This is a genomic window from Azorhizobium doebereinerae UFLA1-100 (assembly GCF_000473085.1).
Taxonomy (GTDB): domain Bacteria; phylum Pseudomonadota; class Alphaproteobacteria; order Rhizobiales; family Xanthobacteraceae; genus Azorhizobium; species Azorhizobium doebereinerae.
In genome coordinates this window covers 1-13069 of sequence record NZ_AXBA01000058.1, presented here as the reverse complement: position 1 = coordinate 13069, position 13069 = coordinate 1, and the positions used below count along the sequence as shown (strand labels likewise).

Annotated in this window: 12 protein-coding genes and 2 pseudogenes; 12 read left to right on the top strand and 2 right to left on the bottom strand. The window is 65.9% G+C overall.

The genetic code is table 11. The features are described from left to right. Nucleotides 1–177 (bottom strand): annotated as a pseudogene (locus YU1_RS31070) (IS701 family transposase); the annotation flags it as partial. Between the two features lie 864 nt (nucleotides 178–1041). Continuing rightward, a complete protein-coding gene (locus YU1_RS0124625) occupies nucleotides 1042–2070 on the bottom strand; it encodes a LacI family DNA-binding transcriptional regulator (protein ID WP_029006340.1) in 1029 nt (342 codons plus the stop codon). Nucleotides 2071–2388: 318 nt separating this feature from the next. Here YU1_RS0124625 and YU1_RS0124620 point away from each other — a divergent pair, with 318 nt between their 5' ends. The 12 genes and pseudogenes from YU1_RS0124620 to YU1_RS0124565 form a co-directional block, all read left to right on the top strand. Further along, nucleotides 2389–3234 carry a dioxygenase family protein gene (locus YU1_RS0124620; protein ID WP_051357307.1) on the top strand — a complete coding sequence of 282 codons (846 nt, stop codon included), beginning with the start codon at nucleotides 2389–2391 and terminating at the stop codon, nucleotides 3232–3234. An 8-nt stretch (nucleotides 3235–3242) separates the two neighbouring features. Then, entirely contained in the window at nucleotides 3243–4004 is a 762-nt protein-coding gene (locus YU1_RS0124615) for an SDR family NAD(P)-dependent oxidoreductase (protein WP_051357305.1), read from the top strand. A gap of 8 nt (nucleotides 4005–4012) precedes the next feature. Then, on the top strand, nucleotides 4013–4918 hold the full coding sequence (locus YU1_RS0124610; RefSeq protein WP_029006337.1) for a beta-keto acid cleavage family enzyme: 906 nt from the start codon (nucleotides 4013–4015) through the stop codon (nucleotides 4916–4918). Nucleotides 4919–4939: 21 nt separating this feature from the next. After that, nucleotides 4940–5992: a quinone oxidoreductase family protein gene (locus YU1_RS0124605; RefSeq protein ID WP_035716650.1), complete on the top strand. Its 1053-nt coding sequence runs from the start codon at nucleotides 4940–4942 to the stop codon at nucleotides 5990–5992. Nucleotides 5993–5996: 4 nt separating this feature from the next. Continuing rightward, entirely contained in the window at nucleotides 5997–6350 is a 354-nt protein-coding gene (locus YU1_RS0124600; RefSeq protein WP_029006335.1) for a cupin domain-containing protein, read from the top strand. 61 nt (nucleotides 6351–6411) lie between these two features. After that, nucleotides 6412–7434, top strand: a complete 1023-nt coding sequence (locus tag YU1_RS0124595; RefSeq protein ID WP_029006334.1) for an ABC transporter substrate-binding protein — start codon at nucleotides 6412–6414, stop codon at nucleotides 7432–7434. Between the two features lie 120 nt (nucleotides 7435–7554). Continuing rightward, on the top strand, nucleotides 7555–8379 hold the full coding sequence (locus YU1_RS0124590; protein WP_051357310.1) for an ABC transporter ATP-binding protein: 825 nt from the start codon (nucleotides 7555–7557) through the stop codon (nucleotides 8377–8379). 25 nt (nucleotides 8380–8404) lie between these two features. Beyond that, nucleotides 8405–9292, top strand: coding sequence for an ABC transporter permease (locus YU1_RS0124585; protein ID WP_029006332.1), 888 nt, complete (start codon nucleotides 8405–8407; stop codon nucleotides 9290–9292). 97 nt (nucleotides 9293–9389) lie between these two features. After that, nucleotides 9390–10865 carry an amidohydrolase family protein gene (locus tag YU1_RS31065; RefSeq protein WP_051357303.1) on the top strand — a complete coding sequence of 492 codons (1476 nt, stop codon included), beginning with the start codon at nucleotides 9390–9392 and terminating at the stop codon, nucleotides 10863–10865. A gap of 101 nt (nucleotides 10866–10966) precedes the next feature. After that, a complete protein-coding gene (locus tag YU1_RS0124575) occupies nucleotides 10967–12013 on the top strand; it encodes an ABC transporter substrate-binding protein (protein WP_084540103.1) in 1047 nt (348 codons plus the stop codon). A 405-nt stretch (nucleotides 12014–12418) separates the two neighbouring features. Further along, nucleotides 12419–12780: pseudogene (locus YU1_RS0124570) on the top strand (transposase); the annotation flags it as partial. A gap of 68 nt (nucleotides 12781–12848) precedes the next feature. After that, on the top strand, nucleotides 12849–13069 hold a 221-nt coding region (locus YU1_RS0124565; protein ID WP_029006329.1), incomplete at its 3' end, for a transposase.

Below are 13069 nucleotides of genomic sequence, written 5' to 3'. Positions count from 1 at the left end.
CTGGTCATAGCCGACGCCGCCTTGACGCGCCGCCATCGGCTGGATGCTCTTGCGATCGCCCGGACCGATCAGCCCCGCCACATACAAGGGACACAGCCGCGCCCGGACCTTATGACCCAGAGCGCTCACGAAGGGCGCCAGCCATGCTTCCAGATCCGCTTTCCAGCTTTCGTTCATGGTCGGCACTCCATAAGCCGACCACCCATGAATCACGCAACCCGGTCCGAGGGAATCCCAGCGGGGATCCAAAAATCAAAAAATGCCAAAGTAGTGCTAGTCCGTGAATGGCTTCAGACGGAGGTCGGTCTTTTCCAGAAAGCTAAGACTGGGTGAACGGGATTAATTACAGACCGTTCAGCCGCTTCAAGCCCGCTTTGTGAGCCTCGGCGTAAGTCCGCTCCCCACCCGAAATGGCTGTCCCACGAAGAGCAGCCTTTCACCTTCCAAGCGGATGCCGTGAACTTCCGCTTTGGGGCAGTCTCTGCCGCTGTCACTCATCCGCAATATGTCCGCTTCTCGCTTGAAGTGCCGGATAGCGGACAGTCTGCCACCGGCCCCGGAGCCGTCTGTCAGCAAAGCGCCCAATGGCGGAAGTTCACGGCGTCCGCCTGTCGGGCGAGGGGCCCCTATATCGCGCAGCCGTTTCGGGCGGTTAGCCCACAGTGCGCAGATGGGCGCCGCTGACGCTATATGCCTCGTTCAGATCGAGCAGGAAGTGCCCTAAAACGGTCTGCGCCTGTAAATCAACGACGCTCACAAGACGGACATTGAAGCGTCCGGTGCCGATAAGCATCTGATCGTAGCGTCCACGAGCGTCACGTTAGACGTGATGAACATTATTGAGGTGCGAAATGCAGAAATCATCCAAGTCGATCGATTCAACATACGGCCATATATCGATGACCTCACCGTCACCTTCCATGACGCTTCTCATCGGATAAGCGAAGCAGGCTTTGAATTCGTCCTCGGTGAGCTTTCGGGCGGGTGTCATGTCTGAGCAATCTTCCAGTCACCAATCCAACGACTTGTCCCGCGCAGGCATTAGCCCTCCCGCCGGCCTGGCACGGACGTGGAGGCGCGCACCACCAGTTCCGACGGCAGCACGAGGCGGCGGCGCGGCTCGACGCCCGTGGTGATCTCCTCCAGCAGCAGGCGCGCCGCCTCGCATCCCATGTCGCGATGGCTGATACGCACGGTGGTGAGCGGCGGCGACACCAGATCCACCAAGGGCATGTCATTGTGCCCGACCACCGAGATATCGCCTGGGCAGGACAAGCCGAGGGACTGGATGGCGTCGAACACGCCGAGCGCCAGTAAGTCATTGGCCGCGACGATGGCGGAGAGGCCGGGCACGCTCCGCAGCAGGCGCAGAGCGGGGTCGATCCCGGCCTCGCGGGCATAGCGCTCGGCCTCCTCGATATGGGGCTCCAGCCCGTGCTGGCGGATCGCACCGATATAGCCGCTCTGGCGCAGATCGCCGGTGGAGAGGTGGCGCGGCCCGCTCACATGGCCGATGACGCGGTGGCCGAGTTCCACGACATGGTCCACCGCGAGGCGAATGCCGTGGGCGTCGTCGGACACCACGGCGGAGACGCGGCCGCGCTGCTCGGAGCGGTTCACCAGCACCACGGACACGCCGCGCTGGAGGCAGTGGCTCACCACGCCGTCCTCGCGGCTGACGGTGGCGAGAATCAGCCCGTCCACCTGATGGTTGATAAGATCATCCACGAACGAGGTCTGCCGCGAACGGTCATTACCCGCATCCGCCACAACAGGAGAATAGCCCTGCTCGGACAGCACCTCGGTGATGCCGCCCAGGATCGGCGCGAACACGGGATTGGCGATGTCGGGCAGAATCACCCCGATCAGCCGGGACTGGCCGGTGCGCAGGCTCGCGGCGAGACGATTGGGCCGGTAGCCCAGCGTCTGGGCCGCGGCGAGGATGCGCTCGGCCACATCCGAGGCAACCAGATGACGGGTCTTCTCGTTGAGCGCGCGGGACACGGTGGAGGGGTGGACGCCGGTCGCGTCCGCCAACCGCTTCAACGTCACCGGTGGGGAAGAAGCCATCGCGCGTGCAGTATCCTTCAAGCCGTTATCCTACCCCGTGGCTCCCGATAGCCCATTCCACCCTGTGAGCGCGACCCCGGCCTGCACCGGGCTCGCCGCACCCTGAGCGGACGATTTGAGGTTGACAATATGCAATCGATTGCGGAGATTTATGCAATCGATTGTAAAAAAATATTGGGGGAGATCGCCATGGGTGAAGCCGCGCCACGCGCGGCGGCTGCCGCTGTGCAGCTGTCACGGCCCCAGGGATCGTCAAGGCCCGCAGGGTCGTCGATCATCGACAATGAGGCCGAGCTTACCGACATCGTGGTGGCGGCTATGGCGGGCGCCCCCTCGCCGCGCATGCGCGAAGTGATGGAGGCTCTGGTGCGCCATCTCCATGCCTTCGCCCGCGAGGTGAAGCTTACTGAGGCCGAATACGACCTCGGCATCGCCACGCTGAACCGCATCGGCCAAGCCACCCATGACAGCCACAACGAGGGCATCCTGTTCGCCGATATCCTCGGCTTCTCCACCCTCTGCTGCCTGCTGAACAATGGCAATGCCGGCGCCACGGAAACCGCGGCAGCCTTGCTCGGCCCCTTCTGGCGCATGCATTCCCCGCGCACTGAAAATGGCGGATCGATCCTGCGCTCGCCGACCCCGGGCCCGGCGCTATTCGTGAATTGCCGCGTGCTCGACCCCACCGGCGCGCCCATCGAGGGCGTGGAGATGGACATCTGGCACGCCTCCCCGGTGGGCTATTATGAGAACCAGGACCCCCAGCAGGCGGATATGAACCTGCGCGGCAAGTTTCTCACCGATGCGCAGGGGCGCTTCTCATTCCGCTCGGTGAAGCCCGCGGGCTATCCCGTGCCAACGGACGGCCCGGCCGGCGACGTACTGCGTGCCCAGAACCGGCATCCCTACCGGCCCGCCCACGTCCATTTCCTGGGCTATCGCGAGGGGTTCAAGACCCTGGTGACGCAAGTGTTTGTTGATGATGACGAGCGGCTCGACAGCGATGCGGTGTTCGGCGTCACCGAGCATCTCGTCGGCGATTATCGCCTGCACGAGAGCGGCACCCCACCTGCGCCCGACGTGACCGCCCCCTGGTACACGCTCGACTACACCTTCGTCATGGAGCCCGGCGAAGCCAAGCTCCCCACGCCTCCCATCAAGTGAGCGGCCGAATGGTTTTCCCCCTTTCCATAGAAGACAAGGTCGTGCTGATCGTCGGCGGATCCGGCGGCGTCGGCGCGGCAGCCGCGCGCATGTTCGCCGAAGCGGGCGCGAAGGTGATCATCACCCACCGCCCGACCTCCGATAAAGCGGAGGCCGCCCGCCTCCAGATCGAAGCTCTGCCCGGCTCCAACCATGCCGCCTTCCCTGCCGATGTCTCCGACACCGCGACCATCGTGGCGCTGAAGGAAGAGATCGAGGCGCGCTATGGCCGGCTCGACATCCTCGTAAACAGCGCAGGCTTCACCAAGCCCGTCGCTCATACCGATCTCGACGCCCTGGACGACGATCTCATCGACCGCATGTTCGTGGTGAACTGGCGCGGCCAGTTCGCCACCGTGCGGGCGTTCGCGCCCATGCTGAAGGCCTCGGGTGACGGGCTGGTCGTATTCATCTCCTCCATTGCGGGGACGAACGGGACCGGCTCCAGCATCGCCTATTGCGCGGTGAAGGCGGGCATCGACGTGCTCACCAAGTCACTCGCGCGTGCGCTGGCGCCGGAGGTGCGCGTGATGGCAGTGTCGCCCGGTGTAGTGGACACCAATTTCGTGCCCGGCCGCGGGGCTGATTTCAACGCCAAGGTGTCCGCGACCATCCCGCTGAAGCGCATCGCCACTGCCGACGACGTGGGCGCGGCCATCCTCGCCTGCGCCACCCATCTCGGCTTCTCCACTGGCTCCGTCATCCTGGTGGATGGCGGCCGCGCGCTCTGAGGTCCGCCATGCGTTCCCCTCGCGACAAGATCTTCATCACCTGTGCCGTCACCGGCAATCTGACGACTCCGGACCAGACGCCTCATCTGCCCATCACGCCGGGCCAGATCGTGGAGGCGTGTCTGGGCGCTGCGGAAGCGGGCGCGGCCATCGTGCACATCCATGTGCGCAATCCCGAGACCGGCGCGCCCTCCATAGCGCTGGAGTATTATCGCGAGGTGGTGGAGAAGATCCGCGCCCGCAATCCCCAGCTGATCCTCAACCTCACCACCGGCCCCGGTGGCCGCTTCGTGCCCTCGCAGGACGATCCCAAGGTGTTCGCGCCGGGCACCACGCTCATGGTACCGGAGAAGCGGGTGGAGCATGTGGCGGCGCTGAAGCCCGACATCTGCACCCTCGACCTCAACACCATGAATTCCGGCCGCGAAGTGGTGATCAACACCCCCGGCAATGTGCGCCGCATGGCCAAGGTGATGAACGAGGCCGGCGTGAAGCCCGAGATCGAGCTGTTCGATTCCGGAGACATCGCCATGATGCATTCCATGCTGGAGGACGGGAGCCTCTCCGGACCGATCCTGTGCTCGTTCGTGATGGGCGTGCGCTACGGCTTCCAGCCGAGCCCGGAGACAGTGATCTACGCCCGCAACATGCTGCCGGCGGATGCCCAGTTTACCGCCATCGGCGTGGGACGCTCGGCGTTCCACATGGTGTCCCAGTCCTATCTTGCGGGCGGGCATGTGCGCGTCGGCCTGGAGGATGCGGTCTATCTCTCCCGCGGCCAGCTCGCCTCCTCCAACGCTGCCATGGTGGAGAAGGCGCGGCGCATGGTGGAGGACCTTGGCGCGCAGATCGCCACGCCGCGCGAGACCCGGGAGATCATTGGCCTGCCGACCCAGCTGGCGGACGCAGCCTAGAATGTGCGGAGACGTGTAGAGATGACCGCCATATCCCCTACCCCTGCGTCCCTTGCCCCCGCTCCCCACGTGGCCGCCGCCGCGGTGGACGCGCTGTGTCTGCGGCTCGCCGCCAAAGCTGAAAGCGCGGAGCGCATCGCGCCCGCCATCGAGCGCCGGCCGCTCGCCCGCACCCGCGAGACAGACGTGCTGGTGAAGATCCACGCCGCCGGGGTGAACCCCTCGGACGTGAAGGCCGCCATCGGCATGATGCCCTATGCGGTGTTCCCCCGCACGCCCGGCCGCGACTATTCAGGCCTCGTGGTGGACGGCCCGTCGGAATGGATCGGCCGCAAGGTGTTCGGCTCATCGGGCGATCTCGGCATAAGGCGCGACGGCACCCATGCCTCCCACCTCGTGGTGGAAGCGGACGCGCTGGTGGAGAAGCCGGCCATCCTCTCTCTCCTGGAGGCCGCCGGCATTGGTGTGCCCTTCGTCACCGCCATCGAGGGTTTTCGCCGCTCCGGCCTGCCCAAGCCCGGCGACGTCGTGCTGATCATGGGCCTCAACGGCAAGGTGGGCCAGGCGGCGGCGCAGATCGCCACCTGGATGGGCGCGCGCGTGCTCGGCGTGGTGCGCAAGGAAGAGCCCTATGCGGGCTTCGCCAGCGGCCCGGTGGAGGTGGTGAACGCTGCCGCCGTGGACGTGGCCGCCGAAGTGCGGCGCCTCACCGACGGGCACGGGGCGGACATCGTGTTCAACACGGTGGGTGATCCCTATTTCCAGCATGCCCACAAGGCACTGGCCTTGCTCGGCCGGCAGATCCTGATCGCGGCCGTGGACAAGATCGTCCAGTTCAACATCTTCGAATTCTATCGCGGCCGACACACCTATGTGGGCATCGACACTCTAGCCTTGTCTTCGATCGCCACTGGCGCGGTGCTGCGCGAGATCGCGCCGGGCTTCGCTAGCGGGCATTTGAAGCCCTTCCCGGTGCTGCCGCACGCCGTCTTCCCGCTGGAAGCGGCGGCGGATGCCTATGTCGCCGTGATGGGGTCGGCCCGCGACCGCATCGTCCTCAAGCCCCAGGAATGAGATCATGCACATCACGCGGCTAGCAGACGCCCCGACCTACTTCCCGCCCGCGCACAACGACATGCGCTGCCTCTATCTCCAGGGGAAGGAGGCGGGGCCGAGCGACCAGGTGTGGGTCGCCATGTCGCAGATCCTGCCGGGCGGCCACACCTCGCTCTCCGCCTCGCCGGTGGAGAAGATGTACGTGGTGCTTGAAGGCGAGCTCACGGTGGAGACCCCCGAAGGGGAGACCACACTCGGCCAGTATGATTCCTGCCGGCTCGCGCCGGACGAGGCCCGAGCGCTGAAGAACAAGACCAACCGCCCAGTAATGGCGCTGCTGATCATGCCTCTCGCCCCCGCAGCGCCGACGCCCTGACGACACGGATCGGCCGTTACGAGCCGACCGAACCCAAATAAGCCTCAGTGGGAGAAACGCCATGTTCCAAATGCTCAAGCGGGCCGTACCCCTCGCGCTCGCCGTCGCCATTGCCGCCCCCGCTCTTTCCGCCCCCGCGGCGGCCCAGTCCCCCACGCCGGTGAAAATCGGCATCGGCTTCGGCATCGGCTTCCTGCCCATGTTCGTGGCCGACGACCAGAAGCTGGTGGAGAAGCAGGCGAAGGCCGCCGGGCTCGATGTCGCCGCCAGCTACCAGCGCTTCTCCGGCTCCTCGGCCATGCAGGATGCGATCCTGTCCGGCTCGGTTGATATGGGCGTCTATGGCGTCGCCGCCATGCTGATCGCCTGGGACAAGGCGCGCGGCTCCTCCCAGCAGATCTTCGGCATTGCCGGGGTCAATTCCAGCCCGCTGGTGCTGATCACCAACAAGCCCGAAGTGAAGTCGCTCGCCGACTTCGCCCCCACCGACAAGATCGCCATGCCGGCACTGGTCTCCCCCCAGATGTACGCGCTGCAGATGATCTCGGAGAAGGCGTTCGGTGCCGGCCAGCAGGACAAGCTGAAGCCGCAAGTGGTGGCCCTGCCCCACCCTGAATCCCTGAATGCCATGCTCTCGGGCTCCACCGAGGTGAAGGCCTATTTCTCCACCCCACCCTTTACCCAGATCGCGCTGGGCGGCGGCAAGGCCCATGTGGTGACGACCTCGGAGGCCGCGTTCGACGGGCGCTCCTCCTTCCTCGTGCTCGGCGCCACCAAGCGCTGGCTCGACGCCAACCCGAAAATGCCCGCTGTGATGGTGGCGGCGCTTACAGAAGCCTCGGACTTCATCCGCAAGGAGCCCCGCAAGGCGGCCGAGATCTACCTGAAGGTCGAGCCTTCTAAGCTGCTCGACCTGGACAAGGTGGAGGCCTTGCTGAAAGCCATGCCGGATGATTTCGGCGTCGCGGTCTATGGCGTGAAGGCCACCGGCGACTTCATGCACCGCCTCAACGTCATCAAGACCGCCCCGGCGAGCTTCAAGGACGTGTTCCTGGCGCCGATCCAGGGCACCGCCAGCAACTGACACCTCGCCCCAGATCGATGCGTCAGCCCTGAAAGTCGGAGCGAGCCGCCGCAAGAGCGGCCGCCCGGAACGGAGCAATGCTCCAGGAGCCCCCCAGCTCCAGAGGAGGAAGATATGGCCATGGTTCAACGCAAGCCGCCCCTTGCCGCGAGCATCGACCCCACAGCCGCGCCCGCCAGCCAGCCGGTTCTGACCGTGGATGGCGTGACGCTGCAATATAAGACGCCGGACCATCTGGTGACGGCCACCTATCGCGTCGGCTTCGACATCCACCCGGCCGACCGGCTGGTGCTGCTGGGCCCGTCCGGCTGCGGCAAGTCCACCTTGCTGAAGGCCATTGCCGGCTTCCTGAAGCCAGTGGAAGGCTCGATCTCCCTAAAGGGCGAGCCGGTGACTGGGCCGGGGCCGGACCGCATGATGGTGTTCCAGGAGTTCGACCAGCTCCTGCCCTGGAAGAGCGTACGCGAGAACGTCGCCTTCCCCATGCTGGAAAACCGGGTGCCCCGCGCCGAGGCGGAAGCGCGCGCGCTCGACGCCATCGCCAAGGTGAACCTCACCAAGTTCGTCGATGTCTATCCGCACATGCTCTCCGGCGGCATGAAGCAGCGTGTCGCCATCGCCCGGGCCATGGCCATGCGGCCCGACGTGCTCTTGATGGACGAGCCCTATGCCGCGCTCGACGCCCTCACCCGCCGCAAGATGCAGGAAGAGCTGCTCCAGCTCTGGGAGGACGTGCGCTTCACGCTGATCTTCGTCACCCATTCCATCGAGGAAGCGGTGCTGGTGGGTTCGCGCGTCGTGGTGCTCTCGCCCCATCCGGGCCAAGTGCGCGCGGAATTGAACTGCCATCATCTCGACGTGCGCCACCAGGACGGGCCGGAATTCCAGCTCCTCACACGCCGCATCTCCCAGATGCTGTTCGAAGACAAATCCGTCGGCCACTGAGGACAGACACATGGTCGAGATCACGATGACCGAAATCTCCGTCAAGCTCACCCCGCCGATCCGGCCCGAGGGCGAGTATGACGTGACCCCGCCGGGCACGCTCGGCGACGTTGCCAAGCCGCTCTCGCTGCTGGAGCGCCTCGCCAACACCACATCCGTGCGGCGCGGGCTCATCCTGGTGGGCATCGCCGTGGTGTGGCAGGCCTATGCCACGTGGCTCAGCAACCCGCTCTCCTTCCCCACCTTCACGGAGACGCTCTCGGCCCTGCGGGACGGCATCGCCTCCGGCGTCATCCCCCAGCGCTTGTGGGTGACGCTCCAGACCCTGGTGATGGGCTATGCCATCGGCCTCGTCATCGCGGCGGTGTTCACGAGCCTTGCGGTGACGACACGGCTCGGCACGGATCTGCTCTCCACCCTCACTGCCATGTTCAACCCTTTGCCCGCCATCGCATTGTTGCCGCTGGCGCTGTTGTGGTTCGGGCTCGGGCGGCCGTCATTGGTGTTCGTGATCATCCACTCCGTGCTGTGGGCGGTGGCGCTGAACATGCATTCCGGCTTCCTCTCGGTATCTGAAACGCTGCGCATGGCAGGGCGCACCTTCGGGCTGAGCGGCTTCCGCTTCGTGCGCAAGATCCTGATCCCGGCCGCTTTCCCCGCCATCCTGGCCGGCCTGAAGATCGGCTGGGCCTTCGCCTGGCGTACGCTGATCGCTGCCGAATTGGTGTTTGGCGTGTCGTCCGGCCAGGGCGGGCTCGGCTGGTACATCTTCGAGAACCGCAACACGCTGGATACCGCCGCCGTGTTCGCCGGCCTGCTCACCGTGATGGCTGTGGGCCTCTTCGTGGAAGGGGTGATCTTCCGCGCCATCGAGGCACGCACGGTGCGGCGCTGGGGCATGCAGCGCGGCTGACCCATAAGGGATCGGGGCCGCGCAAAGCGGCTCCGCGACGGCCTAAAGGCCGCGCACACATGACGGCCGGAACGGCGGCGCAGAGAGGGAGGAGACCATGGCGTTCGACCTGGACCGCCGAAGCATGCTCGCGGCGGCTGGCCTGTCTTTGCTCGCTGGCGGCGCGCAGGCGCAAGCCCCGCAAGGCAGCCAAACCCAGCAGGGTGCTGCACCAGCGCCCGCGCAGGAGAAGGGCCGCCCGGTCCTGATCCGCGGCTCAACCGTCGTCACCATGGATCCTGCGCTCGATGTCCTCGCGACCGGCGACGTGCTGGTGCGGGACGGGCGCATCGCGGCCATGGGCGCAAAGCTAGAGGCTCCGGACGCCGAGGTGATCGACGCCAAAGGCGCGATCCTCGCGCCCGGATTCATCAACAGCCACATCCATCTCGCCCAAGCGATCCTGCGCGGGCTCGCCGGGGATGCGACCCTCGACCAGTATTTCAAGGTGGTGGTCGCCCGCTACACCCGGCACATCCGCCCCGAGGATCTCGCGGCCAGCGACTATGCCGCCGCGCTGGAGCAGTTGAACGGGGGCACCACCACGGTGTTCGACTGGTGCCGCGAGGCCCTCACCCCGGCCCATGCGGACGCGATCGTGGACGCCATGCAGCGCTCGGGCATCCGCGCCTTCTTCGGCTATGGCGTCACCGGGCCGGCCCAGGGCGGAGCGGCGATCCGCGCGGATGTGGAGCGCTTGCGCAAGGGGCCGCTGGCCTCCGACGATGCCCGCGTGCGCCTCGCCCTCGCTTTGCGCGGCCCGGATTCCTCGCCCATGGACGAGGCCGAGGATGACTTCCGCTTCGCCCGGAGCCTCGGCCTCCTCAACCAGTTCCATGTGGGCGTATTGCTCTATGCGGACCGCCGCCGCCGCGGCGTGGCCGACCTCATCGCCAAGGGCGTCATCGGCCCCAGCGCCATCCTCGTCCATGCCAACGACCTCGACCCGGACGAATACGCCCTGGTCGCCGGTGCCGGCGCCGCCATCGTCACCACGCCTGAGGTGGAGATGATGATGGGCCACGGCCAGCCCGCCACCGGCCGCGCGCGGGGCGCGGGGCTGAAGCCGGGGCTCGGCGTCGACGTGGTGACGGGCGTCGGCGGCGACATGTTCAGCCAGATGCGCACCATGGTGAGCGCCCAGCGGCTCGCCGACAATCTCGCCGCCGCCCAGGCGCGCACGCCCCTGCCCGCGGTGACGCTCACCGCACGCCAGGCGCTTGAGGCCGCCACCATCGACGGCGCGCGCCTTCTCAGCGTTGAGCGGGAGATCGGTTCCATTGTGCCGGGCAAGCGTGCGGACCTGATCCTGGTGCGGGCGGACAGGCTGGGCACTGCGCCCCTCAACGATCCCATCGGCACCCTGGTCTTCCAAGCCAACCCCGGCGACGTGGACGCGGTGATGGTGGACGGGGCATGGATCAAGCGGAACGGCCTGCTCGTGGGCCGCGATCCCGCCCGTGCCGTCGCAAATCTGGAGACCCAGGCGCGCGCGCTCTATGCCCGCGCTGCCCAGCCCAAGACACCCGGCTGAGTCAGCCAACGGAAAGCGAAAGCGGCCGCCCGTGCGGTGCGCGATAACACGGCGCACGGCCCTCCCGGGCAAGAGGCGCCCTTTTGTGGGGAGGAGAGGACATGATCACACGGCGCGACATGATGCGAGGCACCCTCCTGGGCGGAGCCGCATTGGGCGGGGCTGCACTCGGAGGCGGGCTGATGACGCGCGGCGGCGCGGGAGGACAAGCGCACGCGCAGCAGGCGGCGCCCTTCAAGGTGGTGGCCTTCGCCGGTGCCTCCAACCTGCCCTTCTGGGTGGGCCAGGAGAAAGGTTTCTTCGCCCGCGAAGGCGTCGCGCCAGCGCTGGAGATCACCCCCAATTCGGTGGAGATGGCCAAGAACCTCCATGCGGGCAAGTTCGACTTCGCCTTGACCTCGGTGGATAATATCGTCGCCTATGACGAGGGACAGGGCGAAGCGGACCTTCCCGAGAAAGCGGATTTCGTCGCGCTGTTCGGCGTCGATAACGGCATGCTCAACATCATGGCCGTGCCGGAGGTGAAGACCTTCGCGGACCTCAAGGGCAAGACTCTCTCGGTGGACGCGATGACCACGGGCTTTGCCTTCGTGCTGCGCGATATCCTCGCCAAGAACGGACTCGGTGAAGGCGACGTGACCTTCGTGAAGGTCGGCGGCGGCGCCCAGCGGCTGGAAGCGCTCCTGAAGAAAGAGCAAGCGGGCACGTTGCTCAACACGCCGCTTGATCTGGTGGCGGAAGGCAAGGGTTTCACGCGACTTGCCCGCGCCAGCGAGGCACTGGGTGCCTATCAGGGCATTGTCGGCGCCGCCCGGCGCGATACCGCCGCCAAGATGCGCCCTCAGGTGGAGGCCTTCATCCGCGGCTTCCACGCCTCGGTGCTGTGGCTGGCGGACCCCGTCAACAAGGAGGCGGCAGTGAGCCTGCTCGCCTCGCGGGTGAAAGGCATGGAGCGGCCTCAGTCCGAGAAGGCCTATGAGGTGCTGCTCGATCCCAAGAACGGCATCTATCGCGATCTCAGGATCGATCCGGCGGGCCTTGCCACCGTGCTGCGCCTGCGCTCTCACTATGCCCCAGCCCATGTGCCGCTGAGCGATCCCGCCCGCTATGTGGACCTGAGCTATCTCAAGGCCGCGCTGAAGACTTGAAGATACGCTGAAGGCCCGTGTCCTCGCCGCCCGGAAGCGGCGCGGACGAGCACCGAAATGCACATCGCCCCTCACATGGCGTGATGCAACCGCGGGTCGACCAAGGGATTTTCCAACGTGTGGTGAAGGCGATATTTCGCATATTTCTGGATATACATTCTCAAAAGAGAGCGCGTGCGCCAGGGTCTTTCCAGGAATATTTCGCGCTCCCGCTCCCAGATCGCAGGCTCGACGCGATCCGAAACACCTCGAAATGCTGCGTCCATCTCCTCTCGAATGACATTCCACAGCTGCGTCGAGACACTATGCGCGGAACGCCTCGTTCACCCAGTCGACGAACTGGTCTGCCCCCTGCGAAGTGGTCCTCCCTGAGGTATGGCTTTTGGCCATGTGGAGGACTGAACGATGCCAAGGAAGAGGCACACATCTGAAGGGATCGTCGCGAAGCTGCGGCAGGTTGAGGTTCTGACGGCGCAAGGTCGGCCGGTCGCGGAAGCGATCCGTTCGATCGGCGTGACCGAAGTCACGTTCCATCGCTGGCGCACTGAGTATGGCGGCCTGAAAGGCGATCAGGTGAAGCGCCTGAAGGAACTCGAGGCTGAGAATGCCCGGCTTCGTCGAGCGGTGGCGGACCTGGCGCTGGACAAGATGATTCTGGCCGAGGCCGCAAGGGGAAACTGATCAGCCCCGCCCGTCGCCGCGACTGCGTGGATCGTGCGATGAGCAAGCTCGGCGCGACGGAGCGCCGGGCTTGCCTGGTTCTAGGGTTCAGACCCATAAAATGATTTGCGTTGGCAGCGTGTTGTGATTCACCAGATCCATGGAGGATCTGGTGATGAGCGGAGACTGTTTCTGGCTGACGGATGGACAGTTCGCACGGCTTGAGCCGCATCTGCCCAAGGACACGCGTGGTAAGCCGCGCGTCGATGACCGACGGGTGATCAGCGGCATCGTGCATGTTCTGAAATCGGGCGGCCGATGGATCGACGCGCCGCCTGAATATGGGCCGCGTAAGACGCTCTACAACCGCTTTGTCCGATGGGCTGCCAAGGGCAT